The 26,874-nt window shown below is 57.2% G+C and carries 24 protein-coding genes and 1 tRNA gene; 11 read left to right on the plus strand and 14 right to left on the minus strand.

The genetic code is table 11. The annotated features are described in order from the left end of the window. Nucleotides 1–28: 28 nt before the first annotated feature. From DXY37_RS09275 to dapB, 5 genes are read right to left on the minus strand one after another with little or no spacing between them, the layout of a single operon-like run. Nucleotides 29–241: a DUF2949 domain-containing protein gene (locus DXY37_RS09275; protein WP_067097090.1), complete on the minus strand. Its 213-nt coding sequence runs from the start codon at nucleotides 239–241 to the stop codon at nucleotides 29–31. A 19-nt stretch (nucleotides 242–260) separates the two neighbouring features. Beyond that, entirely contained in the window at nucleotides 261–1,469 is a 1,209-nt protein-coding gene (locus DXY37_RS09280) for an FAD-dependent monooxygenase (RefSeq protein ID WP_115126527.1), read from the minus strand. A gap of 12 nt (nucleotides 1,470–1,481) precedes the next feature. Further along, nucleotides 1,482–1,733 carry a chlorophyll a/b-binding protein gene (locus tag DXY37_RS09285; RefSeq protein ID WP_115126342.1) on the minus strand — a complete coding sequence of 84 codons (252 nt, stop codon included), beginning with the start codon at nucleotides 1,731–1,733 and terminating at the stop codon, nucleotides 1,482–1,484. A 36-nt stretch (nucleotides 1,734–1,769) separates the two neighbouring features. Continuing rightward, on the minus strand, nucleotides 1,770–2,423 hold the full coding sequence (locus tag DXY37_RS09290; RefSeq protein WP_115126343.1) for a hypothetical protein: 654 nt from the start codon (nucleotides 2,421–2,423) through the stop codon (nucleotides 1,770–1,772). 6 nt (nucleotides 2,424–2,429) lie between these two features. Then, nucleotides 2,430–3,281, minus strand: coding sequence for a 4-hydroxy-tetrahydrodipicolinate reductase (gene dapB, locus DXY37_RS09295; protein WP_115126344.1), 852 nt, complete (start codon nucleotides 3,279–3,281; stop codon nucleotides 2,430–2,432). A gap of 116 nt (nucleotides 3,282–3,397) precedes the next feature. On the opposite strand from dapB, the gene DXY37_RS09300 reads away from it, so the two are divergent. Then, a complete protein-coding gene (locus DXY37_RS09300) occupies nucleotides 3,398–7,414 on the plus strand; it encodes a magnesium chelatase subunit H (protein WP_115126345.1) in 4,017 nt (1,338 codons plus the stop codon). A 95-nt stretch (nucleotides 7,415–7,509) separates the two neighbouring features. Here DXY37_RS09300 and DXY37_RS09305 read toward each other — a convergent pair whose 3' ends face one another. From DXY37_RS09305 to DXY37_RS09320, 4 genes are read right to left on the minus strand one after another with little or no spacing between them, the layout of a single operon-like run. After that, entirely contained in the window at nucleotides 7,510–7,914 is a 405-nt protein-coding gene (locus DXY37_RS09305; protein WP_115126346.1) for a thiol-disulfide oxidoreductase DCC family protein, read from the minus strand. A gap of 33 nt (nucleotides 7,915–7,947) precedes the next feature. Next, nucleotides 7,948–8,802: a dihydropteroate synthase gene (folP, locus tag DXY37_RS09310; protein ID WP_115126347.1), complete on the minus strand. Its 855-nt coding sequence runs from the start codon at nucleotides 8,800–8,802 to the stop codon at nucleotides 7,948–7,950. A 6-nt stretch (nucleotides 8,803–8,808) separates the two neighbouring features. Beyond that, on the minus strand, nucleotides 8,809–9,540 hold the full coding sequence (gene tpiA, locus DXY37_RS09315; protein ID WP_115126348.1) for a triose-phosphate isomerase: 732 nt from the start codon (nucleotides 9,538–9,540) through the stop codon (nucleotides 8,809–8,811). A 60-nt stretch (nucleotides 9,541–9,600) separates the two neighbouring features. Then, the gene (locus DXY37_RS09320) at nucleotides 9,601–9,783 is read right to left on the minus strand and encodes an RNA-binding S4 domain-containing protein (protein ID WP_115126349.1); all 183 of its coding nucleotides are present in this window, start codon (nucleotides 9,781–9,783) and stop codon (nucleotides 9,601–9,603) included. Between the two features lie 41 nt (nucleotides 9,784–9,824). Here DXY37_RS09320 and DXY37_RS09325 point away from each other — a divergent pair, with 41 nt between their 5' ends. Beyond that, nucleotides 9,825–11,567 carry an ABC transporter ATP-binding protein gene (locus DXY37_RS09325; protein WP_115126350.1) on the plus strand — a complete coding sequence of 581 codons (1,743 nt, stop codon included), beginning with the start codon at nucleotides 9,825–9,827 and terminating at the stop codon, nucleotides 11,565–11,567. Nucleotides 11,568–11,602: 35 nt separating this feature from the next. Beyond that, a complete protein-coding gene (locus DXY37_RS09330; RefSeq protein ID WP_115126351.1) occupies nucleotides 11,603–11,827 on the plus strand; it encodes a DUF6447 family protein in 225 nt (74 codons plus the stop codon). A gap of 94 nt (nucleotides 11,828–11,921) precedes the next feature. On the opposite strand, the gene DXY37_RS09335 is transcribed toward DXY37_RS09330, so the two are convergent. Genes DXY37_RS09335 through carB form a run of 3 tightly spaced genes read right to left on the minus strand, consistent with a single transcriptional unit; the run spans nucleotide 11,922 to nucleotide 17,313 of the window. Continuing rightward, complete coding sequence (locus tag DXY37_RS09335; RefSeq protein ID WP_115126352.1) at nucleotides 11,922–13,295, minus strand: sodium:alanine symporter family protein; 1,374 nt, start codon at nucleotides 13,293–13,295, stop codon at nucleotides 11,922–11,924. Continuing rightward, the gene (locus DXY37_RS09340) at nucleotides 13,295–13,963 is read right to left on the minus strand and encodes a DUF3386 domain-containing protein (protein ID WP_115126353.1); all 669 of its coding nucleotides are present in this window, start codon (nucleotides 13,961–13,963) and stop codon (nucleotides 13,295–13,297) included. Before DXY37_RS09340 ends, DXY37_RS09335 begins: the two co-directional genes overlap by 1 nt. A gap of 41 nt (nucleotides 13,964–14,004) precedes the next feature. Next, complete coding sequence (gene carB, locus DXY37_RS09345) at nucleotides 14,005–17,313, minus strand: carbamoyl-phosphate synthase large subunit (RefSeq protein ID WP_115126354.1); 3,309 nt, start codon at nucleotides 17,311–17,313, stop codon at nucleotides 14,005–14,007. A gap of 123 nt (nucleotides 17,314–17,436) precedes the next feature. On the opposite strand from carB, the gene DXY37_RS09350 reads away from it, so the two are divergent. The 6 genes from DXY37_RS09350 to DXY37_RS09375 all read left to right on the plus strand — a co-directional run bounded on the left by DXY37_RS09350 (nucleotide 17,437) and on the right by DXY37_RS09375 (nucleotide 22,183). Continuing rightward, a complete protein-coding gene (locus DXY37_RS09350) occupies nucleotides 17,437–18,072 on the plus strand; it encodes a DUF3318 domain-containing protein (protein WP_067097042.1) in 636 nt (211 codons plus the stop codon). Further along, nucleotides 18,065–18,430, plus strand: a complete 366-nt coding sequence (gene rsfS / locus DXY37_RS09355; protein WP_115126355.1) for a ribosome silencing factor — start codon at nucleotides 18,065–18,067, stop codon at nucleotides 18,428–18,430. Before DXY37_RS09350 ends, rsfS begins: the two co-directional genes overlap by 8 nt. A 13-nt stretch (nucleotides 18,431–18,443) precedes the next feature. Further along, nucleotides 18,444–18,938 carry a CGLD27 family protein gene (locus tag DXY37_RS09360; protein ID WP_115126356.1) on the plus strand — a complete coding sequence of 165 codons (495 nt, stop codon included), beginning with the start codon at nucleotides 18,444–18,446 and terminating at the stop codon, nucleotides 18,936–18,938. A gap of 19 nt (nucleotides 18,939–18,957) precedes the next feature. After that, entirely contained in the window at nucleotides 18,958–19,932 is a 975-nt protein-coding gene (locus DXY37_RS09365; RefSeq protein WP_115126357.1) for an asparaginase, read from the plus strand. A gap of 51 nt (nucleotides 19,933–19,983) precedes the next feature. After that, nucleotides 19,984–20,060 (plus strand) — tRNA-Met (locus tag DXY37_RS09370). A gap of 467 nt (nucleotides 20,061–20,527) precedes the next feature. Continuing rightward, entirely contained in the window at nucleotides 20,528–22,183 is a 1,656-nt protein-coding gene (locus DXY37_RS09375; protein ID WP_115126358.1) for a GMC oxidoreductase, read from the plus strand. Here DXY37_RS09375 and DXY37_RS09380 read toward each other — a convergent pair. Continuing rightward, the gene (locus tag DXY37_RS09380; protein WP_115126359.1) at nucleotides 22,164–22,427 is read right to left on the minus strand and encodes a DUF2811 domain-containing protein; all 264 of its coding nucleotides are present in this window, start codon (nucleotides 22,425–22,427) and stop codon (nucleotides 22,164–22,166) included. The two genes, DXY37_RS09375 and DXY37_RS09380, sit on opposite strands and share 20 nt — an antisense overlap. A gap of 388 nt (nucleotides 22,428–22,815) precedes the next feature. After that, complete coding sequence (locus tag DXY37_RS09385; RefSeq protein ID WP_115126360.1) at nucleotides 22,816–23,928, minus strand: sirohydrochlorin chelatase; 1,113 nt, start codon at nucleotides 23,926–23,928, stop codon at nucleotides 22,816–22,818. 50 nt (nucleotides 23,929–23,978) lie between these two features. Between DXY37_RS09385 and DXY37_RS09390 the strand changes: the two genes are divergently transcribed. Both DXY37_RS09390 and DXY37_RS09395 read left to right on the plus strand, forming a co-directional pair. Beyond that, the gene (locus DXY37_RS09390) at nucleotides 23,979–25,220 is read left to right on the plus strand and encodes an FAD-binding oxidoreductase (RefSeq protein WP_115126361.1); all 1,242 of its coding nucleotides are present in this window, start codon (nucleotides 23,979–23,981) and stop codon (nucleotides 25,218–25,220) included. A 30-nt stretch (nucleotides 25,221–25,250) separates the two neighbouring features. Further along, nucleotides 25,251–26,831: a SulP family inorganic anion transporter gene (locus DXY37_RS09395; RefSeq protein ID WP_115126362.1), complete on the plus strand. Its 1,581-nt coding sequence runs from the start codon at nucleotides 25,251–25,253 to the stop codon at nucleotides 26,829–26,831. Nucleotides 26,832–26,874: the final 43 nt, after the last annotated feature.

The following is a 26,874-nucleotide window of genomic DNA, read 5'->3' on the forward strand; positions in this document are numbered from 1 at the left end:
AAACCGTGAGAGTGAGCAGCTGGCTCAGTCAATCCTGTTGCTGCTGCCAATCGAGAACCTCTTGATACTGTGCCAGGTTAAGCAATCCAAAGCTCCAGAGAACAACAGGAAGAGGAGCCTGCTCCAGATGGGCCTGACGAATGCCGAGATTGATGGCATTCTCGCTCAACCCCAGCCGCTGCTGCAGAAACGCAATCAACGCTCGGGAAGCCACTGGTTGTGGATCACTGCTGATGACCATCAACTTCAGAGCGAGACGCTTACTTTGACAGCAGTTTCAGCAAGGTGCCTGGGCCGTCGGTCATCGCGGACAGACTGAAGCGTCGAATCCAGCTGATGCGCTTCAGCATGAAGAGTGCAAGACGCCTGAAAGGCATCAGCAGAAGATTGTGATTCGAGAAGAAACGAATCAACAGATCCGTCGACAACAAAACTCCCACCAGATCGATGCGTCGACAACGGGAATAGCGTCGAGCCAGCGATGGGGACGCCATCTCTCCACGCCGCACTGCCGCAGTCAGATTCAAAAGGTCACTGACATCGCGCCAACACAGATTCAAACCCTGTCCACCAACTGGATGGCAGCGATGACCAGCCTCTCCAACCAGAAGCAAGTATCCACGGTGAAGACGTGGCGCCAGACTTAACTCCAGAGGAAAAGCTCCGGGTTCATCGAGCAGTTGAACAACGTTCACCCCCTCGGGAAGAATGGCGTCCAACGCTGACACCAGCTCAGACGCAGAAGAGGCAGCCCGATCTCGACATCGCTGCAGTGGTGCACTCCAAACCACCTGGTAACGGTCCTGACCAAGGGGCAGAACGGCCATAGGACCTTCCGGCCGGAACAATTCATAAGCACAGTGTTGACCTGCTCCCGTCAAGCGAAGCTTCACGGTCAGGCAACCCTGTTGGTAGGGATGGGACCAGAAAGGCACCTCAGCCGAGCGACGCAACATGGAACGAGGGCCATCCGCAGCAACAATCCACTGGCGAGATCCCTCGTTGGCGAGAACCTTCTCAGCTGGTGTGGGGTCATCCAATTGCAGCGCAACCTGATCTGAGGCCTCAAGCCGCTCGAGCAAAAGGCTCATCAAGGGTCGATGGTCAAGAATCCAGCCAATCGCCTCCGCGGGGCGATTGGCTGGTCGCAGATCGCGAATGTGGAACCAAGCTGTGCAGTGGGCTGAGCAGTCGTCAAGACGCAGAGAGCGAAAGGGCTCCATCTGATCCAGCAAGGCATCCCAAAGGCCGAGATCCTGCAAAAGACGCCTAGACGAGTGCGTGATGGCGTAAGCGCGGCTGCGGCTCAACAGCAATTCAGCGCTCAAGCGATCGTGAAGAACAACAGAAAAACCCTGTTGCGCTAATCCAAGCGCTAACAGGGCTCCTGTCGGACCAGCTCCAACAATGCAGAACTGGTGATTGACAGCTTTGACAGCGAAATCTCTGGCTTGAGGATCAGCTGTCACCACATCAAACAATCAGCCAATGCCGAGAAGACCACGAGTAAAAGCTTCGCCACCCAGAGCGAATTCCGTGGCCAACAATGCAATGAAACCAAGCATGGCCATGCGGCCATTCAGCATTTCTGCACGCTCATGAAAGCCCCAGCCGCTCTCGGTGTCCACCACTTCCATGCGGGGCTCGGTCGCAAAAGCATTGAGACGACCACCATCTTCTGTTGTCACAGTGGCGCCGCGAATCGCGGGTGAGTTGGAGGGAACCTGAGACATGATCAACCTGACTTCTTTACACAGCGTAACGCACTATTAAGAACTTTTACGCAAGCGCATTCTGCAGAGATCCTCAAAGGCAGGTCTGAGCAAAAAGGGATACTCACCCACCCAGAGCTTGAGTTGCGGCAACCACGCATCGGTGAGAGCGCCAACACTGGAAAAATCTTTGCGGTCACTGAGAACAATGCAGCGAACTAGCAGGCCCTCACGGATCGCTGAATGGGTCTTGGCCATGGGGAAACTGATCCTCCCCAGGTAGCCGTCCTCATCGGCGAGCTCCAGGATCATCCAGGTTCTGCGGTTTTCAACCAGCTCGAGTCGTCCGCTCGCATCCGCCTGTTCGCGCTGATTCTCAACACGCTCCTTGGCATAAGCCTCCACCACCTCGCCCTCGAACAGGGCGGCTGATGGATATCGCCGCAAGGACGCATTGCGACGACCCGCCTCAAGAATCGGACCCCAAAGGATATAAAGCAGCAAAACGACTCCAGCGATCAGCCAGACAGAGCCCCAGCGGTTGAATGAAAGGCTCTGACTGATCAACAGGGTGATCACTCCTCCAATGCCTGAGATCAACAAACGCTGCAGGATCTTGCGTGGATCACCCAGAGCAAATCTGAACTGAGTACCCGTCGCCACAGCTGGTATCAGCGTCTGCAGTTCGCCGGGACGAAGTGGAATCAGCATGAAAACTCAGATCAGCCTCTCCAGGCCATAAACGAGTCCTGGCAGCTGTCTCACTTTGCGAACACACAACAAAACCCCAGGCATGTAAGCAGCGCGATCAATGGTGTCGTGACGAAGCGTATAGGTCTCACCCGGAGCACCGAACATCACTTCCTGATGAGCCACCAGCCCTGGAAGACGCAGGGAATGCAGACGCAGCCCGCTAGCACGTTCACCACCACGGCTGCCCTCGAGCGACTCGTGCTCATCAACCTCGGCGGCATTAAATGTTTTGCCCAACTCCTCCATCAACTCCGCCGTTTTGATGCAGGTTCCACTGGGGGCATCTGCCTTGCGGTTGTGGTGAAGCTCCGTGAGCTCTGCATGGTCATAAAACCGAGCTGCGGCAGCTGCAGCCTGCTGGAGCAGCACCATGCCCACAGAAAAGTTGGGGATCACAGCACCGCCCACGGAGGCCTTCTCTGAAAAACTCTGCAGATCCTTGAGTTGCTCTGGGGAAAGTCCTGTGGTTCCGATCACAGGATGGACGCCGTAAGCGATGGCCGCTCGGGTGTTTGCATACACCACCGATGGATGGGTGAAATCCACCATCACCGCTCCCTTCCCGGGGCCGGAATCACGAACCGCCTGGCTGGTGGCGCAAAGGCAGCCCTCCAGATCGGCCGTGACGGCCACCTCCAGGGCTCCCAGGCCAATCAGTTCGCCGATATCGGCTCCTTCTTTGCCCGGCGTGTTGTCAATAGCCCCCACCAGGTGGCAGTCGGGTGAAGCGTGAACAGCACGGATTACCTCTGCGCCCATGCGTCCCAGAGCTCCGGTGACCAACACAGGGATCGACTGATTCTCAGCAACGCTCATGCCAGGGATGTCTCTCGTCAGAGCCTATGCACCGATCGAGTTGTAACACCGCGAGAAAACCTGGGCGTAGAACGGCTCGTCGCCGTAAAGTTCGTTACACAGCTCAATGTGCGCCGATGTTCACACAGGTCCGCTCCGCCAATCGCCGCGTGGCTCCTGTGGAGGGTCAGAACCATAAGTCCGTCATGAAGGCGGTGTATGTGGTGCTGGAGCCCCAGTACCAGAACGCACTCACGCAGGCGGCCAGCGCTCTGAACGCCAGCGGAGGCGACCTGGGTATCGAACTCAGCGGCTACCTGATCGAAGAACTTCGCGACGACACCAACTACGAAGACTTCAAAGACGATGTGTCCCAGGCCGATGTGTTCATCGCCTCTTTGATTTTCATCGAAGATTTGGCTCAGAAGGTTGTCGACGCCGTCACCCCCCATCGCGATCGTCTCAAAGCCGCGGTTGTCTTTCCTTCTATGCCGGAGGTGATGCGCCTTAACAAGCTCGGCAGCTTCTCGATGGCTCAGCTCGGACAGAGCAAGAGCGCGATTGCTGGCTTCATGAAAAAGCGAAAGGAAGCTGGCGGCGCCGGTTTCCAGGACGCCATGCTCAAGCTCCTGAACACGCTGCCCACTGTTCTCAAATATCTGCCTGTTGAGAAAGCGCAAGACGCGCGCAGCTTCATGCTCAGCTTCCAGTATTGGCTTGGTGGAACACCAGACAATCTGCGCAATTTCTTGCTGATGCTGGCGGACAAGTATGTCTTCCCTGCAGAAGAAGGTGAGGAGCGTCCTGTGATGGACGTTGCAGCCCCCGAAGTCTTTCCTGATCTCGGGATCTGGCATCCACTGGCTCCGTCGATGTTCGAGGACCTCAGGGAATATCTCAACTGGACCTCAAGCCGCACCGATCTCTCCGATCAGGCCCTGAAAGGACCAGTGATCGGTCTCGTACTGCAGCGCAGTCACATTGTGACCGGAGACGATGCCCACTACGTGGCGACGATCCAGGAATTGGAGTTCCGTGGTGCCCGGGTGATTCCCATCTTCTGCGGAGGGCTCGATTTCTCCAAGCCCGTCAATGCCTTCTTCTACGACCCTCTGAATCCAGACCAACCTCTTGTTGACGGCATTGTCTCCCTCACAGGTTTTGCCCTGGTGGGAGGCCCTGCCCGTCAAGACCATCCCAAGGCAGTCGAATCACTGAAAAAGCTCAATCGTCCCTACATGGTGGCTCTGCCGCTGGTGTTTCAGACGACCCAGGAATGGGAAGGCAGTGATCTCGGTCTGCATCCGGTTCAAGTCGCACTCCAAATCGCTATTCCCGAGCTGGATGGTGCGATCGAACCAATTGTTCTTTCCGGCAGAGACGACGCCACCGGAAAAGCTCACACACTTCAGGATCGAGTTGACGCCATCGCTGAACGGGCAATCAGGTGGTCATCTCTGCGCATCAAACCCCGTGTCGACAAGAAGCTGGCGATCACGGTGTTCAGCTTCCCACCCGACAAGGGCAACGTTGGCACCGCGGCCTATCTCGATGTTTTCGGCTCCATTCATCGCGTCATGGAGGAGATGAAAGCGAAGGGATACAACATCAAGGATCTGCCTGCCACGCCCCGAGCCTTGCTGGAAGCCGTGATCAACGACGCCAATGCCATGCAGGGCTCTCCAGAGCTTTCCGTCGCGCACCGAATGAGTGTCGAGGAATACGAACGACTCACTCCCTACTCAGAACGGCTTGAGGAGAACTGGGGAAAACCACCCGGCAATCTGAACAGCGATGGTCAGAACCTGCTGGTGTTCGGCAGACACTTCGGCAACCTCTTTGTCGGCGTACAACCCACCTTCGGCTACGAGGGTGACCCCATGCGTCTTCTCTATTCGCGCAGCGCAAGCCCTCATCACGGATTTGCGGCCTACTACACCTACCTGGAAAAAATCTGGAAGGCCGATGCAGTGCTCCATTTCGGCACCCATGGGTCGCTGGAGTTCATGCCCGGCAAGCAGATGGGGATGAGCGAAACCTGTTATCCAGACTCCCTGATTGGATCGCTACCGAACCTCTACTACTACGCAGCCAACAACCCATCTGAAGCAACGATCGCCAAGCGTCGTGGTTATGCATCAACGATCAGCTACCTCACTCCACCTGCGGAAAATGCCGGGCTGTACAAGGGGCTCAAAGAACTTGGCGAATTGGTTGGCTCCTACCAACAACTGCGTGAGGGTGGTCGCGGCGTGCAAATCGTCAACACGATTGTGGAGACGGCTCGCCTATGCAACCTCGACAAGGATGTTGATCTGCCCGATGACGATGCCGCATCCCTAGATCTGGAAGGACGCGACGCCCTCGTTGGTGCCGTTTACCGCCAGCTGATGGAGATCGAGAGCCGTCTACTTCCCTGCGGACTCCACACCATCGGCAAGCCTCCCACCGCCGAGGAAGCCATTGCCACCCTCGTGAACATCGCAGCTCTGGAACGAGATGAAGACGGACTTCGTTCCCTTCCAGGACTGTTGGCTGAATCTATCAATCGAACGATCGAAGAGGTCTACAAGGGAAATGACAACGGTGTTCTCGCTGATGTGGAGCTCAACCGCACCATTACCGAGACATCGCGTAAAGCGATCTCCGCCATGGTCCGGTCTGTAACCGGCAGTGACGGACGAGTCAACCTGCGCAACAACTGGTCGTGGTTCAGCAACCTGCTGAGCCGCTTCGGCTTCAAGCTGCCTTCACCATGGCTCAAGGCCTGCAAAACTAACGGGTTCAGTGAGATCGATCCAACGCAGCTCGACAGGCTGTTCGGCTATCTGCGTTTCTGCCTTGAGCAGATCTGCGCCGATATGGAGATGGAGAGTCTTCTGAAAGCACTCGATGGCGAATACATCCTCCCCGGACCTGGCGGTGATCCGATCCGTAATCCCGGAGTTCTCCCTAGTGGCAAAAACATCCACGCTCTTGATCCTCAGGCGATCCCAACCCGGGCTGCTGTTGCCGCGGCCAAAGGGGTGGTGGACAAATTGATCGAGCGCCAACGCGAGGAACAGGGAGCTTGGCCCGAAACCATTGCCTGCGTCCTCTGGGGCACGGACAACATCAAAACCTACGGAGAATCTCTGGCCCAGATCCTCTGGTTTGTAGGTGTGAAGCCCATGCCTGACTCCGTCGGTCGCGTCAACAAGCTTGAGCTCATTCCTCTTGAGGAGCTGGGACGCCCCCGCGTTGATGTGGTGGTGAACTGCTCTGGAGTCTTCCGCGATCTGTTCATCAACCAGATGGCACTGATCGATCAGGCCGTGAAGATGGCAGCAGAAGCGGATGAGCCACTCGAGCAGAATTTTGTTCGCAAACATGCCCTTGAGCAAGCTGAAAAAGAGGGAAGCAGCTTGCGAGACGCGGCTTGTCGGGTGTTCTCGAATGCCAGTGGCAGCTACAGCTCCAACGTGAATCTGGCCGTGGAAAACAGCACCTGGGAAGAGGAAGGCGAGCTGCAGGAGATGTATCTCTCCAGGAAAACCTTTGCTTTTAATGCTGACAATCCTGGTGAGATGAACCAAAAGCGTGATGTCTTCGAAAATGTCATGAAAACCGCTGACGTCACCTTCCAGAATCTGGATTCTGCGGAGATCTCCCTCACCGATGTGAGTCACTATTTCGACTCTGATCCCACCAAACTGATCGCTGGTCTGCGTGATGACGGCAAGGCACCAACCAGCTACATCGCCGATACCACCACAGCCAACGCTCAGGTGCGTTCTCTGAACGAGACGATTCGTCTCGACTCGCGCACCAAACTTCTCAATCCGAAGTGGTATGAGGGCATGCTCGACTCTGGTTATGAGGGTGTTCGAGAAGTTGCAAAGCGGCTTAATTTCACTCTTGGCTGGAGTGCAACCAGTGGCTCAGTTGACAACTTCGTTTACGAAGAAGCCAACGAGACGTTCATCAACGATCCAGAAATGCGAAAGCGACTTCTAGATCTGAATCCCAACAGTTTCCGCCGCATTGTGGGGACGTTGCTTGAGGTGCACGGTCGTGGTTATTGGGAGACCTCCGACGAAAACATCGAACAGCTCCAGGAGCTCTACCAGGAAGTTGAGGATCGGATTGAGGGCGTCACAACCGCCGAATCCTGAACACAGACCTCACAGCACTGAACTCTCAGCTCTGAGAGTTCAACCATTCAGCCGGTGCTCTGACACTGGCCTTAATTATGGGTGGACCACTCAGTTCACTGCGGCAGCGAACAACGCTCCCGACACAGTTGATCGAGCGATGCACGGTTGGTGATTTTCAGGCGATAGCGAGCCCAGACGCCATAAAGACCATCAACCACTGGCCCGACCACTGGCCAGCGGGTTGGCGCATACAGCCAGCCGAGACCGATCAAGCGGTAAGCCTCGCGAAAGACCGCGACATCAGTGAGCACTGTTCCATCGGCCTGAATGGCATGAATCCTTGCCATTGCCTGGCGATAGCTAATACCAGACCAATCCTCGGGGGAGTACTCCTGTGCATCAACGTCAACGAAGCGGATGGACTGATCGCGATCCTTGCGACGCAGAAACGTCACCTCACGGACGCAGAGTGGACATCCCCCGTCGTAAAGCAGGGTGAGCTCAGGGCTCGTGCTCATGAATGCCTCAGAGAAGAGTCTGTTCTAGCCAAATCAGTCATGAACGTTGGCGGGTGAATCTTGCCGAGCCACCGCCGCGGCCATGGTAACCACCTGATGGATCGGCCCTACATCGTGGACTCGCACCACGTGGACTCCTGCCTCCACAGCCCTGGCGCAGACTGCAGCCGTCCCCCAGATCCTTGCCTTGGATCGGGGCTGGTCAAGAACAGCCCCGATAAAACGCTTTCGAGAAGGTCCCAGCAACAGCGGAATGCGGTCCTGCTGAAGCTCGTCCAACTGTCTGATCAGCTGAAGGTTTTGATCTGTGGTCTTCGCGAAGCCAAGACCTGGATCCCAAATCAGCTGTTCCCTGCTCAGACCTGCTTGGAGAGCTCGGTCGGTGCTGAGCCTGAGTTCATGCAACACTCCGGCAACAACGCCCTGTTCGCCGTAATCGGTGCAGTCGTCCATGGTTTGACTGTCACCACGACTGTGCATCAGCACATAGGGGCAACCAGCATCGGCGATCAACGAGAGCATGACCGGGTCGCGTCTGCCTCCACTGACATCGTTGATCCAATCAGCGCCTGCTTCCAACGCAGCTCGGGCAACGGATGCCCGAAAGGTGTCGACAGAAAGAATCACCTGCGGATGGGCTGCACGAATGCTTTGAAGGCAGGGGAGAAGACGCGACAGCTCTTCTTCCGCACCCACATCAACAGCACCAGGCCGGGTGCTCTGGGCACCGAGATCAAGCACCTCCGCTCCATCGCGCAACTGACGTGACGCCTCGTTTAAAGCCAGATCCGCCCGGTTGAATCGACCTCCATCACTGAAGGAATCAGGGGTGAGGTTGATCACCCCCATCACAGCCGGGCGATGGCCCCAGCAGTCGGGATGACGCATGAGGAATCAGGCGACCTGATAGTTGGCGATGCGAGCGAAGCTTTCAGCATCCAGTGATGCACCACCGACAAGTACACCGTCGATATCACTCATGCCCATGAGCTCATCGATGTTGCCGGGTTTGACGGATCCTCCGTACTGAATGATCAGATCAGGAGCACCCACCCAACTACGAATCAGACCACAAATGCGGTTGGCCTCCGACGATTCACAGGTCTTGCCGGTGCCGATGGCCCAGATGGGTTCATAGGCAACGACAAGACGATTTGGATCAAGTCCTTCGAGGCCCTGCTCGACCTGACGGCGGATCACGCGCTCAGCTTCTCCACGGCTGCGCTGTTCATCACTTTCTCCAACGCAGACGATGGGAATCAGGCCATGGGCTTGAGCTGAACGCGCCCGATGGTTGATCTGCTCATCACTCTCACTGAAATACTTACGAGGCTCGCTGTGACCAACGATCGCGTAACGCACTCCATGCTCTTCCAGCATCGATGGAGCGATCTCACCCGTGAACGCGCCCTCGGCTTCCCAGTGCACGTTCTGACTTGAAATCTCCAGCCGTGATCCTGAAGTGATTTCAGCAGTGGTGCTGATCGCCGTAAACGGAGGCGCAACCACCAACTCACGGTCGTCAGGCGTGTCGGCGATCAGTGGTAGAAACGTGGCCAACCAGTCCCGGGCCTGGGCGCACGTCATGTGCATCTTCCAGTTTCCAGCAATCACCGGTTTGCCCACGCTTGCGTCCTCTGCGGCTCAGCAGCAGCCAACTTACGTTCCTACGCGAGCAAAGTCGTCTCAGATCTTCGTGACGATCGCCTGATCGCCACCCACAATCACGCAATCCCCGAGCTTGAGCTGTCGACCTCGCTGAGTCACAACGCTGTCATTCACACGCACTTGCCCAGCCTGGATCAACATCTTGGCCTCACCACCGGTGCCAACCCATCCTTGCCATTTCAGGAACTGATCGAGTCGCATCAACCCAAGAGATCAAGAAAGAGCATTGATAGTGTGACGCGATGCTGAAAACCTCCGAGGCAGGATTCCGCAGGCTACTGCCATTGCTGCGTCCGCATCTGCCGCAACTGAGCCTCGGGCTGGTCTGCATGCTCATTTATGTGAGCAGCTTTCTGTTGCTGCTCAACCTCGCAGGATCCCTCTTCCCCGCACTGGGAACGAGAGATCTTGGGAGGGTGCTCGGGTTGATCGGGCAGGGAGTTCTGATTTTCGCAATCCAGAAACTGGCTCAGTTCGGCCAGGACTCACTCTTAGCCGGACCAGCCCTTCAGGTGAGCAAGACCCTGCGCAGCAATCTGTTTCGTCGCCTGCAGACCGTTGAACTGGGGGCACTGGAGAAACTCTCAGCAGGTGATCTCACGTATCGACTGACCGAAGACGCGGATCGTGTCAGCGAAGTGCTGTACAAATCGATTCACGACACACTTCCAAGTGCACTCCAACTGCTGGCGGTGCTGGGGTATATGCTCTGGTTGGACTGGAAACTCACGGCTTCCATCCTGCTGCTGGCACCGTTGATCATCTGGCTGATCAGCCTGTTTGGCGCCAAGGTGATGGCGGCCACCGAACGCAGTCAGAAAAAAGTGAGCGAACTGGCCGGTTTGCTCGGCGAGGCCATCGAGGGCCTGCCGCTTGTGCGGGCGTTTGCCGCAGAGCCCTGGCTTCAAGGTCGATTTGAAGACGAGATTAATCAGCATCGTCAGGCCAGGCACCGCACCTACAGCCTTGTTGCACTGCAGCATCCGGTTGTGGGAATGATCGAAGTGGTGGGTCTTTTCTCCGTGCTGGGACTGGCCGCCTGGAGGATTCAGAACGATGGCCTGACCATTGCTGGCTTAAGCAGCTACCTCACTGGCCTTGTGGTGCTGATCGACCCCATTGCTCACGTCACCAACAACTTCAATGAATTTCAGCAGGGCCAGGCTTCGCTGCGACGACTGCGCCAGATCGAACAGGAGCCTCAGGAAACTGCAGATCCAGATCCAGCCTTGCCGATTGGTCGACCCGCAGGACACCTGAATCTGCATCGCGTTCACTTCGCTTACGGCAATGGCGAACCGGTGCTTCGTGATATCAATCTGACCATCGAAGCCGGTCAGGTGGTGGCGCTGGTTGGCCCATCCGGTGCCGGCAAAAGCACATTGTTCTCCCTACTTCTGCGCTTCAACAGTGCCCAGTCAGGAGAGATCGAGCTGGATGGGAACAACCTGGCGCAAGTGAAAGCGCGCGAACTCAGGCAGCAGATCGCCCTCGTGCCCCAGCGCACAACGGTGTTCTCCGGCAGCATTGCCGAGGCGATTCGTTTCGGCAGACCAGCGAGCCATGATCAGCTGCTCGAAGCAGCCCGTCTGGCCAACGCCCACGACTTCATCATGGCCTTGCCAGATGGCTACGAAACGAAGCTGGAGGAACGCGGCACCAATGTTTCTGGAGGCCAGCTGCAGCGCATTGCTATTGCCAGAGCCGTGCTGGGAAATCCCGCGGTGCTGTTGCTTGATGAAGCCACCAGCGCCCTAGACGCTGAGGCTGAGGCGGCTGTTCAGCTGGGACTGCGCCAGGCGATGCATGGCCGCACCGTGCTGGTGATCGCTCACCGCCTGGCCACGGTGCAGGAAGCTGACCAGATCGTTGTGCTTGAACGTGGCCAAATCAGTGAACAAGGCAGCCATGATCAGTTAATGGCGAACAATGGTCGTTATCGAGATCTGTGTGAACGCCAAATGATTCGCGATCGGTGCGGCTAAGTTTCCTTAGATACAACAGTGATTCATTCGATCCGATGACCGCAACGCCAGAAGAAAACCCAGTGCTCACCTTCGAAGGCAAGCGCTACAACCTCAATGAACTTCCTGAAGATCTGAAGGAACTGGTGCGCGGTATGCAGGTCGCCGATGCGCAATTGCGGATGCACGAAGACACCCTGAAAGTTCTGGCAGTGGGACGTCAGTCCATGGCCATGCAGCTGAATGAGCGTCTTAAGAACGTCACCCCCATGCCCGATTAAGGCTGAGCGATCAAGAGAACCGCACAAGCCTCAACATCAAAAAAGCTTCCGGCCGCGGCCGGAAGCTTTTTTTACAGCGGATCAGCCAATGCAATCAGTTGGATGATTCCGACGCATCGGGGAAGCGATAACGACGAGTGAGTTCAAAAACGGTTCCTGACAAAAGCAACAGCGCGATCAGGTTGGGAATGGCCATCAGGCCATTGAGAGTATCCGCGACACCCCACACCACACCACGGTCACCGACCAACGAACCAATCACCACCACAGCCACCCAGACGCCCCTAAAAGGCAGAATCGCCTTCACGCCGAACAGATATTCGGTGCAGCGTTCGCCATAGAAACTCCAACCGAGAACGGTGGTGAACGCGAAAACGAGCAAGCCGAAGGTGACGATCCATCCCGAACCGGCCAGCGCCTCATTGAAGGCTGCGATCGACAGCTCAGACCCCGACAATCCGCCTGCCGCAATCCCACTGACCAGGATCACGAGGGCAGTGAGCGTGCAGATAATCATCGTGTCGATGAAGGTGCCGAGCATCGCAACCGTGCCCTGACGAACGGGATCATCGGTGCGCGCAGCAGCATGGGCAATTGGTGCACTGCCCAGACCGGCTTCATTGGAGAAAATCCCCCGTTTGAATCCCATCAAAATCACCTGCGTGAGCGTGCCCGTTGCAGCTGCCTGGCCAGAGAATGCATTGCTGAAAATGCTTGCGAAAGCGTCACCGACGCTGCCGATGTTGGCCAAGAGAATGATCAGGCAGGCGAGCACGTAGGTGATCGCCATGAACGGCACAATCGCGGAGGCGGCCTTGGAGATCCGGCGCACTCCGCCGATGATCACGGCAAAGACCAAAACACCTAGGACCACGGCTGTGACTTCCCGAGGCACCCCGAGCCCAAGCAATGCACTGGAGACTTCAAAGCACTGAACGCCGTTGCCGATGCCAAAACCGGCCAGCATGCCGAACAGAGCGAACACCCCTCCGAGCCAGACCCATCGAGGTCCAAGACCTTTGCTGATGTAGTACATCGGCCCACCGACGTGATGACCTAGGTCATCCACCTCGCGGTAATGAACCGCCAGAACGGCTTCGGCGTATTTGGTGGCAATGCCAAAGAAGGCGATCAACCACATCCAGAAGACCGCACCAGGCCCACCGATGGCGATCGCTCCTGCCACACCGGCGATATTTCCGGTGCCGACGGTAGCCGCCAACGATGTCATCAGAGCCTGGAAGGAACTGATGTCACCCTCAGCTTGCTGGTCTGAAGGGGCCAACATCATGCGCACTCCATAGGGAAGCCGCAGGATCGGCATGAAGCGCAAACCGACCATCAGCAAAACGCCGGTGATCGAAATCAGACCCACAGTCGGCCATCCCCAGGCGAAGGAACTGACCGGACCATTGATCGCGGTAACGACGCTGTCGAAGTTGTCGGCAGCGCTGACAGGAACTGACATCAGAGTGCAACCAAATCGTTGAACTCGAACACCTGAAGCGTGTCCTTGCCGTCGGCATCTTTGGAGCCGATCGCTCGACGCTCAAGGACCCAACAACCCTGCTCACCAACAGGCACGAACGTATCTTCAAACGTGCTGGAGGCACCCCTGGCTTCGCCGCTGGTCGGATCCGAATACTGGCTGGTGTAGTTGCGACTGAGATAACCCGATCCAGTGTCCGTCGTACTTCCGGTGTGAATCGTGACCACCGTTCCATGGATATGGCGGTGAACCATCGTCACCACATCGGCTTTGATGCGATAGCGATCACCCTCACCTTTCCCTCCGATCAAAACCTCCAATCCTTCATCGGTGCTGTCACCAGCAGTGAAGGTGTTGGCACCATGCACCTGCTCAAAAGGTCTGCGAACACGATGAATGGCGACCTCCCAGAGTTGGGATGCGATCGCCTTCTCCACCTCAGCATCATCGATGCCCTCGACCTTGGCCTTCAGATCCGCACCGATCTGGAAAAGACCTTCAACACGACGGTCGCCCTGTTCCCAGACGCACCGTCCTTGATATCCGCCAAATCCCGGTTCCCAGGTGTAGCGATTCTGATAAGCAGCTTGAAAAGCATCCCGGCAGTCACTGCCGGGGGCAACGTTGGGAATGCTGGTAACAGTCACTTGAAGACATTGACGCTTTGGCGACCTTACCGGGGCTGAGCCTATCGATGAACATCCTGAAGGGCATGGATATCAAACGTCTGCGATTGCAGCGCCTCAATTCCTTGAACAGCAGACCGAGCTCCGGCAAGCGTGGTGAGGGTCGGTACTGAGTAATCGAGCGCAGCACGCCGCAAGTAGCGATCGTCATGGGCCGCTTGACGTCCAATTGGCGTGTTGATCACAAGTTGCACAGCACCAGAGCGAATCAGATCCTCGATATTCGGACGCCCTTCATGGACCTTCAACACTGACTGCACCTGAAGACCAGCCTCACTCAACGTGGCCGCTGTGCCAGCGGTTGCGGTGAGCGAGAAACCCAGATCAAGCAAACGCTTGGCCACAGGAACGAGCGCCAGCTTGTCCCGATCATGGGTCGACAGAAAAACATTGCCCTTGGTGGGCAGGGCCTCCCCGGCGGCCAGCTCTGCCTTGGCGTAAGCCATCCCAAAGTGCGGAGCCCACCCCATCACCTCGCCGGTGGAGCGCATTTCCGGGCCCAGCAGGGAATCGGCACCGGGGAATCGCCGGAAGGGGAGCACAGCTTCTTTCACCGCTTGAAGCGGCGGAGAAGGCTCCTGACTGAGACCGATATCAGCGAGAATCTCGCCAGCCATCAGGCGAGTAGCGACTCGTGCCAATGGGACACCGGTGGCCTTGGCAACGAATGGCACTGTCCTTGAAGCGCGCGGATTGGCTTCGATAATGAACACCCGCTCTTCCCCTGAGGCAGTGCGTTGAACAGCGAACTGAAGATTGATCAGCCCCTGAACTTGAAGGCGTAGGGCAAGGGCCTTGGTCCAGGAGCGAATGGTGGCAAGGGCCTCATCTCCGAGAGAGACCGATGGCAGACAACAGGCGGAATCACCTGAATGAATCCCAGCAGGTTCAATGTGCTCCATCAGCCCACCGATCACCACCACACCATCCCGGTCACAAAGCGCATCCACATCCACCTCAACGGCGTTCTGAAGGTATTGGTCGATGAGCACCGGATGATCCGGTTCCACCTGCACCGCCTCGGTCATGTAGCGATTGAGCTCCAACTCGTCGTGAACGACCTCCATTGCCCGACCACCCAGCACGTAAGAGGGGCGCACGACGACCGGATACCCCACGGTCTCTGCCACCGCGCGTGCCTCGTGTTCGCTGCGGGCAAGCCCGTTGCGTGGTTGGCGGATATCAAGTTCACGCAAAATCGCTTCGAACTGCTCACGATCCTCAGCACGGTCAATCGATTCCGGGGATGTTCCCCAGATCCGTGTGCCCGTGGCCTGACCTGCCGGTGAGTTCAACCAACGCAGCAGGGGCATCGCCAGCTTGAGCGGCGTTTGGCCGCCGAATTGCACAATCACGCCTTCGGGTCGTTCCGCCTCGATCACATTGAGAACATCCTCAAACGTGAGTGGCTCGAAATAAAGACGATCACTGCTGTCGTAGTCGGTGGAGACCGTTTCGGGATTGCTATTGAGCATCACCGTGGCGAAGCCACGATCCTGGGCTGAAAACGATGCATGGCAACAGCAGTAATCGAATTCGATGCCTTGGCCAATGCGATTGGGACCACCGCCCAAGATCATCAGCTTGCGCCTGTTGTCCTCTGACACTTCTGTCGCCGGGGGCTGAACCGTCAGTGTCCCCGTTGCATCCAGGCGAGACCAAGGTCGTTCATAGGTTGAGTAGTGGTAAGGAGTGGTCGAAGCGAATTCGGCCGCACAGGTGTCCACGGTCTTGAACACGGGCCGCACGCCAAGCTTCAGTCGCGCTTCGCGCACATCCAGCTGATCTGAGCCGGTGAACCAGGCGATCTGACGATCGGAATAGCCGAGCTGCTTCAGCCGGAGAAAATCCGCAGCGCTGAGGGCCGACAGCTGCCGGTCGTTGAGCAGTTCGGATTCGGTGTTGATCAGAACTCGCAACTTGGCCAGGAACCAGGGGTCGATGCGGCTGAGCTGATGAATCTGTTCATCCGAGCGTCCCGCCACCATGGCGGTTCGCACAGTAAGGATTCGTTCCGGCGAGGGCGTACGCAGGGAGCGGTCAAGTTCTGTAGCGGTGAGCTCCGGCTCAGCGCGATCACCACCCCAGCCGGCCAGGCCGGTCTCCAGGGATCGCAAAGCTTTCTGGAACGACTCCTCGAAACAGCGTCCGATGGCCATGGCTTCACCCACCGATTTCATGGCCGTGGTGAGCACTGCAGGCGAGCCCCTAAATTTTTCAAAAGCGAAGCGTGGAACCTTGGTGACGACGTAATCAATCGTCGGTTCAAAGCAGGCGGGTGTTTTGCCGGTGATGTCGTTGAGAATCTCGTCGAGGGTGTAGCCAACAGCGAGACGCGCAGCAATTTTGGCAATGGGGAATCCAGTGGCCTTGCTGGCCAGAGCCGACGATCGGCTGACGCGGGGATTCATCTCGATGACCACCACCTCGCCATCGGCGGGGTTGATCGCGAATTGGATGTTGCTGCCTCCAGTGGCCACCCCGATCTCGCGAATAATGGCGATGGATTGATCCCTCAGTCGTTGGTACTCGCGGTCCGTGAGGGTCTGGGCTGGGGCAACGGTGATCGAATCACCGGTGTGAACACCCATGGGATCGAGGTTTTCGATGCTGCAAACAATCACCACGTTGTCGGCGAGATCGCGCATCACCTCCAGTTCAAATTCCTTCCAACCCAGCAGCGACTGTTCGATCAGAATCTGCGAGACGGGACTGGCATCAAGTCCGGTTTTGCAGATTGAGGCATATTCCTCAGGGTTGTAGGCAATGCCACCTCCACTCCCACCCAGAGTGAAGGCGGGGCGGATGATTCTGGGATAAGTGCCGATAGCGGCTCCGACAGCCTCCGCCTCCTCGATCGATGATGCGATTCCCGAAGGACAGACCTTCACTCCGATCCGCTCCATCGCCTGCTTGAACAGCAGGCGATCCTCAGCTTTTCGGATCGCCTGCAGATCGGCACCAATCAGCTCGACCCCGAATCGCTCCAGGGTTCCGTCCTCAGCCAGGTTGACAGCCAGATTGAGGGCGGTCTGGCCTCCCATTGTGGGCAGCAGAGCATCAGGTCGCTCCTGTTCAATCACCCTTGCGACCACTTCAGGGGTCAGCGGTTCCACGTAGGTGCGATCTGCCATATCCGGATCGGTCATGATCGAAGCCGGGTTGGAATTCACCAGCACGACCTCATATCCCTCGGCGCGAAGTGCTTTGCACGCCTGAGTTCCGGAGTAATCGAACTCACAAGCCTGGCCGATCACGATCGGCCCTGAACCCAGCAGAAGAATGCGACGAAGATCATTCCGCCGGGGCATGTGCGTTCTCTCTGCAGCCAAACCTTTTGAGTCTCCCACGCAGCCCCATGTCCACATGCATCTGTTCAGCGGCAGGTGCCCGGCAGTCGCTAGCGTTAGGGGTCAGGAGAACAATCGACAATCATGAGTGAGCTCCAGCGTCTGAAAGGGTTGCTGCCCCCGGAGATGCAGAGCTGGGTGTTCGTCGAGGCAGCCGCTGCCGTTGAGCCGGCTTTGATCACCCTTGAAGAGATCGGCAGGGATGAGGTTGAGATTCAGATTGATCTCGACGCCTGGGACAACCTGGCTCTCGATCACCGAAATCTGCTGTTCTGGCATGAGGTGGGCAGGATTCAGAATGACACCATTCCCCGCGATGGCTGGGAGATGGCGGCTCTAGCGATCGGCCTGGGCGGGGCCATCGGCGAGCTCTGGGTTCAAGACGGTCTGCTCCTGTTCATGGCCCTTGGATTATCCGGATTCGCTGGCTACCGGCTCTATTTGAAGAACAATGCGGAAAAACGGCTGCGCGATGCGATCTCGGCTGATGAACGAGCCATTGATCTTGCCTGTCGCTTTGGCTACAGCGTCCCGAATGCCTACAAAAGCCTGGGCGGCGCACTGAAGGAACTCGTCGAAAAAACCAGAAAGAAGAAAAAACGCAGCTTCTACGAAGACCGACTGGAGGCGTTACGCAAGAGTGCTGGGAAAGCTCGCGCTGAAATGGCGCAACAGCAAGGTTCCCGTCAGTCCGTCACAAGCGAAAATGTCTATGGATAGTGAACAGCTTGCGGAACTCGCGGCCGATGCTTGCGATGACCGTAAGGCGGTGGACATTCAGCTCATCCGCGTTGATGAGGTCTCAAGTCTTGCCGACTGGATGGTGATCGCCGGTGGCCAGAGTGACGTTCAAGTCAGAGCGATTGCACGCTCGGTCGAGGATCGGATTGAGGATGCGGTCCAGAGACTTCCCTTGCGAAAAGAGGGGGTGAACGAGGGACGCTGGGCCTTACTGGATTACGGCGAACTTATCGTGCACGTGCTCCAACCTGGAGAAAGGAGTTACTACGACCTTGAAGCATTTTGGAGTCACGGGGAATGCCGTCCCTACCTAACCTCCAAATCATCTGATGATTAACAGGCGGCCCGGCATGGCCTCGAGCATCCCTTGCCCTGTTCCCCCTGAGCAAAGACCTCAGGAGGAATTTGCTCAATTCAGCCGATCCTGGTTTTTTGCATGGCCCTGTACGGCCCAGATTTCGCTCGACCGGGCTTTGCTGATCAGCTGGCTGCTGATTTCACCAATCACCGTGCTTGTGGCCAGTGGTAGCTGGACCTTGCGCCACGATCCGGTGCGTTTGCTGCTTGCCGGGGCTGTTGCAGCCCTTGTGATGCCGATGCTGTTGTTGATCAGGCAATGGCTGGGCTGGACCTACGTGCATAAACGCCTGCTGTCGGAGAAGGTCGAATATGAGGAATCAGGCTGGTATGACTTTCAGGTCTGGGAAAAACCTGTGTCCTGGCGAGAACGTGATCTCCTGCTTGCTCAGCACGAAGTGAGGCCAATCCTTGGCCGTCTCGGTAGGGCCATGGCCCTCGTGACCGGTCTGATGCTGGGCGGAGCAAGCATCTGTCAGGCTCTCTGAACCTTTGGAACATCAGGGCATGTCGATCCCATCGGGTTACCGCGGTTCGGCGCGCTCCCTGAGTACTCCAGCTCTTGAGGTTCGGCTGCGGCGAGGCTCCTCGATCGAGTCCACCCACCGTGTGCATGCAGTGGTCTGCGACAGCCGCGGCCGGGTGCTAATGAAGGCTGGGCAGCCAGACTTCGAAACGTTCATTCGTTCGGCACTCAAACCCTTTCAGGCCCTGCCGCTGATCAGCAGCGGTGCCTCGGAGACTTATAGCTGTGGGGAACGAGGGATTGCCATCAGCTGTGGATCCCATTCAGGCACCCCAAATCATGCGCGTGAGGCCTTCCGGTTGCTTTGGAACGCAGAACTGGACAGTGATGATCTGCAGTGCCCCATCCCATCAGGCCGGTCGAGTCCTCTTGAGCACAACTGTTCGGGCAAGCACGCTGCTTTTTTAATCACTGCTCGCAAAATGGGATGGCCCGTTGAGACCTACCTCCAGGGAGACCATCCTCTGCAGCAGGAGATTACGCGTCGCGTGGCAGAACTGCTCGGCCTGCCCCCTGATGAACTGGTCGCTGAACGCGATGACTGCGGCGCCCCCACACTGCGCCTTCAGCTCGACCAGATGGCACTGTTATTTGCCCATCTGGGCTCTTCCGCTCATGCGGAGCTCGAACAGATCAGCCGGGCGATGCTGGCGCATCCGGAACTGGTGGCTGGGGAAGGTCGATTCGATACGGAATTGATGCGACGCTCCCATCACCAGGTGATTAGCAAAGGAGGGGCAGAAGGCATTCAATGTCTGAGCCGAACCGGAGAAGGACTTGGCGTGGCCATCAAGGTTGAAGATGGCGCCCGACGTGCCAAGCAGGCTGTAGCCCTGCATCTGCTGCGTCAGCTCGATTGGATGACGCCAAGCGGACTGAAGGAACTGGAGGAACAGCTGCTGATCCTCAACCCTGGCGTTCACCTGGATGTGGAAGGTGAGCTGCGAACCTCCTGAACACCATTGAGTGGTGTCTTCGATCACCAAGTTGTATAGTTCCTGAGTCACCGCGGGGTAGAGCAGTCTGGTAGCTCGTCGGGCTCATAACCCGAAGGTCGGGAGTTCAAATCTCCCCCCCGCCACCAATTAAAAATTCCCCACTTTGTTGGGGCTTTTTTAATGCTTTTCTCGTTTGGTTGATTTCGCTCGAATTGCTTCAAATGCAAGACCTGAGCAAGGTAAGCGATCTCAATGTCTTGTCTTGAAAGCAAGACATCTGTTTCAGATTAACCTCACATTGCTGGCTAGCAACATCGCGAAACCTTGCATCTGGAGGGCAAAGCAGAGATTCAACTTTGAGAGAGAGATCTCCAACGCCAATGAAGCAGGCAGAGTCAAAATGAGCCTCTTCAGCTGATTCAACAACAGCCTGAATCAGCCTTGGAATCCTCTCCATCTGTTCTCGGAGATGGGTCTTACTGCCACCAAGCTCCGATAGCTCTGCTCAGAAACAGGTCTGGGCAAGATCAAGGGCAGACGCAGCATGAAGATTCAAGAGACTGGCCAGAGCCGTCGACCGCGTCAGACACTATCGGTAGGTCGTCGTCATGCCGTGTCCTTGAATCCCTTTGAAGCGATTGTGATCGGGTCGGGGGCCACAGGTGGCATCGCCGCGATGACACTTGCCGAAGCAGGGCTCCGGGTTCTGGTCGTGGAAGCAGGACCCGATCGATCAGCTTCGGAAGCCCTGGGGAGTGAGCCAGGCAATAGTGTCAGGCGGGCCGAAGGGCTGATCAGCGGCCGCCATCGGCGTCAGATCCAGCATCCTGGCTACTGGAAACAAAACCCCTCCCTCTACGCAGACGAGCGTCAGTACCCCTACAGCACACCAGAGGATCAACCCTTTCTTTGGACCCAGGGTCGTCAAGTTGGCGGGCGCAGTCTCACCTGGGGTGGCATCACACTGCGCCTCTCGGACTATGAGTTCAAGGGCGCTGATCATGACGGATACGGCCAAAACTGGCCTATCACTCATGCCGATCTTGATCCTCACTACAGCGCACTCGAGCAGCTGTTTGAAGTCCGAGGTGAACGGGATGGCCTTGAGCAGCTCCCTGATGGTCGAATGGCACCGGCGTTGCCATTCATGCCTGAGGAAGAGCGTTTCCGTGAGCTGCTGACAAGGGAGCGCGGCATCCCCTTCATCCATTCGCGAGGCTTTGAGGCCCACCAACACCAGCAGACCTCTAGCTGGCCGAAATCAAGCAGCAACGGCTCCAGCCTTCAGCGCGCTCTGGCCACGGGTCGAGTGGAGATTCTGTCCAATTCAATGGCGGAATACCTCGACATGGGTCCAGCACAAGAGCGTGCCCGTTCTGTTGTGGTGGTGAACCGCAGCACTGGCGAACGTCAACGACTGGACTGCAATCTTGTGGTGGTCTGCGCTTCAACGATCGCAACGCTGCGTCTGCTGCTGCAGTCAGAGAGCCAGTCCCATTCCAGGGGGTTCAATGATCCCTCCGGCCAACTGGGGAAAGGCTTGATGGACCATGTCTCCTGCTGTCGATTCTTTTCCGTTCCCAGCGCAACAGGACGTGTGGCGACACAACGATCCGACCCATCTAGCTCGCTTTCAGGAGCGGGTAGCTTCTTCCTACCTTTCGGCAATGTCCCAGAGACTTGCTCGGGGCGCCCCTTTCTGCGCGGCTATGGGATTTGGGGGGGCATCAACCGGTTTGATCCACCCTGGTGGCTGAAACGCAATCCAGATCATCGGCTTGGCTTTCTGATCGGCCACGGCGAAGTGCTCTCAGATGCAAGGAATCAGGTGTGCCTCTCGCAACGCTGCGATCCACTGGATGTGCCAATGCCCCACATCAGCTGCCGATGGAGGGCGAATGAGCAAGCGATGGTGGAACACATGCAGAGCACGATTCAGGACTGCATCAACATCGCCGGAGGCGTCACGACATCCCTGGCTGATCAAGTGCACCTACCGCTTGTGAAGCCGCTCGTTGCCAAAGCCCTTTCTGCCCAGGAGGACGCTCCAGCTCCCGGGTATTACATCCACGAAGTCGGAGGGGCGCCCATGGGAACCAGCGAAGACAACAGCGTCGTTGATCGATGGAACCGTCTCTGGCGCTGTCCCAACGTGCTGGTGGTGGATGGGGCCTGCTGGCCCAGCTCCGGATGGCAGAGCCCGACGCTCACCATGATGGCGATCACCCGCAGGGCATGCCTGGCGGCTGTCACGCCTGAGAACGACTGAACAGATCATCGAGATATCGCTCCATGACGGCGCGCTCGGAACAGCCGTTTTGAAACAGGAACTGGGCGAGAGCTGAGCTCATCACCTGGTATTGATCCCAAGCCGGATTGGATCCGATAAAGGCTTTCATGCCCTGATAGAGCACTTCAGGGATTTCAGCTTCAAGACTTACGAAGGGTGATTCAGCATCCGATGCCGTGGTCGGCTGCGTTTCCATGCAGCGCTCCAAATGATTGCGATCCATCCGCGCTTCTGCGTCCCGTTTCCACCAACAGAAAGCCACACAACAGCCCTGATCGTCAAAGCCGGCAACGCATTGCCAGCAAACAACGATCTCAAATAAGACTCACTGCAGCGCAGTGGATCAGCTCCTGAGGCGAGCGCAACCCACCGCACGAGCAATCGAGCAGTGATTCCTGTCAAGTCGCGAAAGGCACCGGAACCCAAAACCACAGATCCAGCCCTCAGGCGGCTGCTTTCGGGAAATCACAGTGGAAAAGCGACCCAGAACTGTGGAAAACCCCAGCCGTTCTCCACAGCGCCGTCAAACATCAGGCACGCTTATGCAAGCAAGTCTCACGAGACTCAAGCAAGACAGAGATGCCTGAGCATGCCATTTCCACTGAATTGCTTCAGATTTGAGACTCAGTGGCCTCTGGCTGTGGTGTTAAGCGACGCAGGGTCGTGGGTCCAAGGGGGTGATCGGCGTGGGGGTAGGGGTGGTGCCCATGGTCATGGCTGTGATGATCATGCTCATGGGAATGGTCGTGATGGTGGCCAGCGCCGACAGGAATCGGGATGCCGTCGGGCTGGCAAACCCCCGTGCATTCGCGTTCGCAGAGGGCGCAAGCTTCTGTAAGGCCCTCCACGTGATGGTGGTGGCTTGACTGGTCAAGCCCCACTTCCTGCTCAAAGCCCAGCACCTGAGCCCTGTATTTGCAAAGAGAGCAGTTCATTGCAGTCTCTCCGCCCATCACCTCCTGAACCCGCTCCAGGAAGGTGTCTAGAACGAAGCTGTGATCTCCCAGATAGGACGCATTCACAAACTCAACGCCTGGATGATCCTCCGCAACCCGTTCTGTGTGTTGACGGATGCGGCTGACTAGCACCCCTGAAAAAAGAAAATAAGGAAACACGATGATGCGCTTGAACCCAAGCTTCACCACATGACGCAAGCCGGGTTCGACCAGTGGAAAGGTGACGCCCGAATAGACGGTTTCACCCCAGCCGAAACCAAAACCCTCCACCAACATCCTGGTGACCTTGGCGACGTTGGAATTGGCGTCAGGGTCGGAGGAGCCACGTCCGACCACCACAAGCATGGTGTCGGAAAGGTCAACACTGGATGTCCTGTTGAGAGCCTCCTGGATGCGTGCGCCTGCCGCGGCGATCATCAACCTGTCAACGCCCAATTCTCGGCCGTAGTCGATCTCCAGCCCGGTTTCAGCGCTATAGGTGTTGAGCACAGAAGGGATGTCGTTCTTGGCGTGTCCAGCGGCAAACAACATCGCCGGAACGGCAAGAACCTTCTCGACCCCCTGCTCTCGCAGTCTTTCCAGGCCATCTCTCAGTATGGGACGTGCGAATTCAAGGAACCCGTATTCCACCGGCAATCCGGTCAGGCGCTCTTTGAGTCCGTTGGCCAGCCCCTCGAACTCGGCAACCGCCAAACGGTTGCGGCTGCCATGACCACAGATCAGAACCCCATGTTTGGTTGCAGCAGGAGCAACGATCTGCTGGGTCACACGTGCGGTGCATCTGTATCAAACCTATTCGCGGCCGTAAAAGAAAGACCATGAACCCGCTGGCGAGTGATGCAAACACCCTTGGTTGCCTGACTCCCGGTCCGGAGTTGTTGAAGCAGCTGATGCGGCAACCGCTTGGATCAACGCCCCTACGGGTTTGCTCAGGCGGGAGCAGCAGTCGCTGCGCAGCCAATGGCTGCTGGACAGTGGATCTGCAACGACATCGGGAAGTCATCTACCACGAGAACTCCCGAGAAATCGAATTCGGCACCGGTCTGACGATGACCGAGCTGCTGCAGGTCTTAAGAGCTTCAAACCGCAGCATTCCCATTGGACTTGCCGGCCTGACCGGAAGCGGCTTCATCCTCACGGGAGGGATGGGTCCCTTGAGCCGCTCTCAAGGCCTCGCTGTCGACTCCATTACTTCCATCGAAGGGATCTGGGGATCAGGTGAGTCCTTTTCCTTTTCGGAAGATCACACAACAGTTGATGGGCGCCGCTGGCGCGGACTGATGGGTGCATCACCGTTCCTGGCTGTGGTCACACGCCTGCGCCTGCAGACCCAACAAATCCAACCATTGCGAGTACGCCATGGCTTGATCAGTCCCTCGTTACTCCCCGAACTGCTGCAAATGGCGGAGCAATGGCCTGAAACATGCAGCCTGCAATGGAGCTGGGGAGACAGGTTGGAGATCTACGCAGTGGACTGCAGCTCCAAGGAGACAACACCCGAAACGCTGAAGGGACTTAATCCGATCCTGGGAACAGATCAGCACGCTGCCGTTCAGCACTGCGCGGATCAACTGGAGCAGCCAACCTTTGGCAAACTCGCCTCTGAAACCGGTTCGTCCATTGCGGCTCACAGCGAGGTGACCGGTCGTCTGGGTCCAGCCCTGGGGCGTAAGGCTGGCCCATTGATTGAGCTACTGAGCGCGCGACTCAATGAAAGACCGCATCGTGAATGTCGCATCAGCGCTCAGCAACTCGGCGGGGCAACAGCGCAAATCGACCGTGAGCGCACTTCATTCATTCACCGAGATTCGGTCTGGAAACCATGGATCACAGCAAGCTGGAATCCTGGAGATCTTTCAGGGCGGGAGCGCAGCCTGCAATGGATGGATCAGGTCAGTGACGACCTCCGCCAGGCCTTCCCGGGATTGCATCTCGCACAATTGCATGACCATTTGCCCAACCATCACCAGGAACTAGTCGATGCCTTCGGCGAGTGGTTGCCGGAACTGCGCCAACTCAAGAGCGAACTGGATCCGAAGGGACGATTGCCGCCGCTCTGAACTACGGTCCCTGCACCCAACAGATGATTGATGGCCTCAGGATCCGCACCTCGGCAGTTGAATCTCGGCTTTGGCAACCCAAGCAAGGAACTGTTGTCCGGACTTGTGGTGGCCTTCGCCATGATTCCGGAGGCGATTGCGTTCTCCGGCATCGCGGGTGTGGATCCGCAGGTCGGGCTGTTCGGAGCGTTTCTGCTGTCGATCACGATCGCTTTCGTCGGTGGTCGCTCGGCAATGATCACCTCCGCCACCGGCTCCACGGCACTGCTGATGACCGGTCTGGTCGCAACGGGGGAAGCGCGCGGCGAAGGGTTGGGGCTGACCTACCTCTTGGTTGCCGGGGTTGTGACAGGCATCCTGCAGATTCTCTGGGGTTGGCTGCGCCTGGCTTACCAGATGCGTTTCGTGCCTCTTGGCGTGCTGAGCGGATTTGTGAACGCGCTGGCGCTGCTGATCTTCCAGGCACAGTTTCCTCAACTGGGCATCAATCTTCACTTCGGCGAATCAGACGCGGCGGGCCACGCCCATGACCTGCTCCCCCATGGCAGCCAGATTCCGATCGTCTGGGGACTGGTCCTGCTTGGTCTGGTGATCATCTATGGATTGCCGCGCCTCACACGACTGGTGCCATCACAGCTGGTGGCCATCATTGTGCTGACCGTGATCTCGATCGGTTTCAGCCTGGAGATCCCCACCGTCAGCAGCCTCGGGGACTTGCCAACCGGACTGCCGCTGCCGAGCTGGCCCTTCGGTTCGCCTGCCGACATGAAAGTTCCGTTCAGCCTCGAGACCTTGGGCATCGTTCTACCAACGGCCCTGGCCATCTCACTTGTTGGCCTGATGGAAACCTTCCTGACCCAAGACATCCTCGACGACCGCACCGACAGCAACTCCAACAAGAACGTCGAAGCACGAGGTCAGGGCATCGCCAACATCGTGTCTTCACTGTTTGGTGGCATGGCGGGCTGCGCCCTCGTTGGTCAGTCGGTGATGAATATCGACAACGGCGGACGCACCCGGCTCTCCACTCTCTTTTCTGGGGTCAGCCTGCTGGCCATGATTCTCCTGGGCCGGCCATGGCTCGAACAAATCCCCATGGCGGCACTGGTGGCTGTGATGATCAGCATCGCCGTGAGCACAGCTGACATCGCTGGACTGCGTCGCCTTCGGGCAATCCCGAAGAGCGACACTGCGGTGATGCTGATGACCTTCGCCGTCACCATGCTCACCACCCCACATAATCTTGCGCTTGGAGTGATTGCAGGGGTTGCGCTGGCAGGCATCCTGTTCAGCCGCAAGGTAGCCAAGGTGATTCGTGTTGATGCTGTTGATGTGAATGAGGAGATGCGCCGCTACGTCGTCACCGGGCAGCTGTTTTTCGTCAGCAAGATCTATTTTCTTCAGGGATTTGACGTTCATGATCATCCCAGTCAAATCACGATTGATCTTTCAGCAGCTCATATCTGGGATCAAAGCGGTGTCAGCGCACTCAACCAGGTCATCCGCAAGCTTCAGCAAGGTGGGTCAAAGGTCGAAGTTCAAGGATTAAACGAAGAAAGTCTCAATCTTTTCGAGCGAATCGGTTCTCAGCCTGAAGAGGGCCATGGCTGAAGGGGGTAATTGACAAGGCTGAGATCCAAACAGATGAATCAAC

This window comes from Synechococcus sp. GEYO (assembly GCF_900473955.1).
GTDB lineage: Bacteria > Cyanobacteriota > Cyanobacteriia > PCC-6307 > Cyanobiaceae > Synechococcus_C.

Coding starts and splice junctions, on each gene's coding strand:
- DXY37_RS09275 (WP_067097090.1), bottom strand. CDS start 241: ATGGTCATCAGCAGTGATCCACAACCAGTGGCTTCCCGAGCGTTGATT.
- DXY37_RS09285 (WP_115126342.1), bottom strand. CDS start 1,733: ATGTCTCAGGTTCCCTCCAACTCACCCGCGATTCGCGGCGCCACTGTG.
- DXY37_RS09290 (WP_115126343.1), bottom strand. CDS start 2,423: ATGCTGATTCCACTTCGTCCCGGCGAACTGCAGACGCTGATACCAGCT.
- dapB (WP_115126344.1), bottom strand. CDS start 3,281: ATGAGCGTTGCTGAGAATCAGTCGATCCCTGTGTTGGTCACCGGAGCT.
- DXY37_RS09300 (WP_115126345.1), top strand. CDS start 3,398: ATGTTCACACAGGTCCGCTCCGCCAATCGCCGCGTGGCTCCTGTGGAG.
- DXY37_RS09305 (WP_115126346.1), bottom strand. CDS start 7,914: ATGAGCACGAGCCCTGAGCTCACCCTGCTTTACGACGGGGGATGTCCA.
- folP (WP_115126347.1), bottom strand. CDS start 8,802: ATGCGTCATCCCGACTGCTGGGGCCATCGCCCGGCTGTGATGGGGGTG.
- DXY37_RS09320 (WP_115126349.1), bottom strand. CDS start 9,783: ATGCGACTCGATCAGTTCCTGAAATGGCAAGGATGGGTTGGCACCGGT.
- DXY37_RS09325 (WP_115126350.1), top strand. CDS start 9,825: ATGCTGAAAACCTCCGAGGCAGGATTCCGCAGGCTACTGCCATTGCTG.
- DXY37_RS09330 (WP_115126351.1), top strand. CDS start 11,603: ATGACCGCAACGCCAGAAGAAAACCCAGTGCTCACCTTCGAAGGCAAG.
- DXY37_RS09335 (WP_115126352.1), bottom strand. CDS start 13,295: ATGTCAGTTCCTGTCAGCGCTGCCGACAACTTCGACAGCGTCGTTACC.
- carB (WP_115126354.1), bottom strand. CDS start 17,313: ATGCCCCGGCGGAATGATCTTCGTCGCATTCTTCTGCTGGGTTCAGGG.
- DXY37_RS09350 (WP_067097042.1), top strand. CDS start 17,437: ATGAGTGAGCTCCAGCGTCTGAAAGGGTTGCTGCCCCCGGAGATGCAG.
- rsfS (WP_115126355.1), top strand. CDS start 18,065: ATGGATAGTGAACAGCTTGCGGAACTCGCGGCCGATGCTTGCGATGAC.
- DXY37_RS09360 (WP_115126356.1), top strand. CDS start 18,444: ATGGCCTCGAGCATCCCTTGCCCTGTTCCCCCTGAGCAAAGACCTCAG.
- DXY37_RS09365 (WP_115126357.1), top strand. CDS start 18,958: ATGTCGATCCCATCGGGTTACCGCGGTTCGGCGCGCTCCCTGAGTACT.
- DXY37_RS09380 (WP_115126359.1), bottom strand. CDS start 22,427: ATGGATCGCAATCATTTGGAGCGCTGCATGGAAACGCAGCCGACCACG.
- DXY37_RS09390 (WP_115126361.1), top strand. CDS start 23,979: ATGAACCCGCTGGCGAGTGATGCAAACACCCTTGGTTGCCTGACTCCC.
- DXY37_RS09395 (WP_115126362.1), top strand. CDS start 25,251: ATGGCCTCAGGATCCGCACCTCGGCAGTTGAATCTCGGCTTTGGCAAC.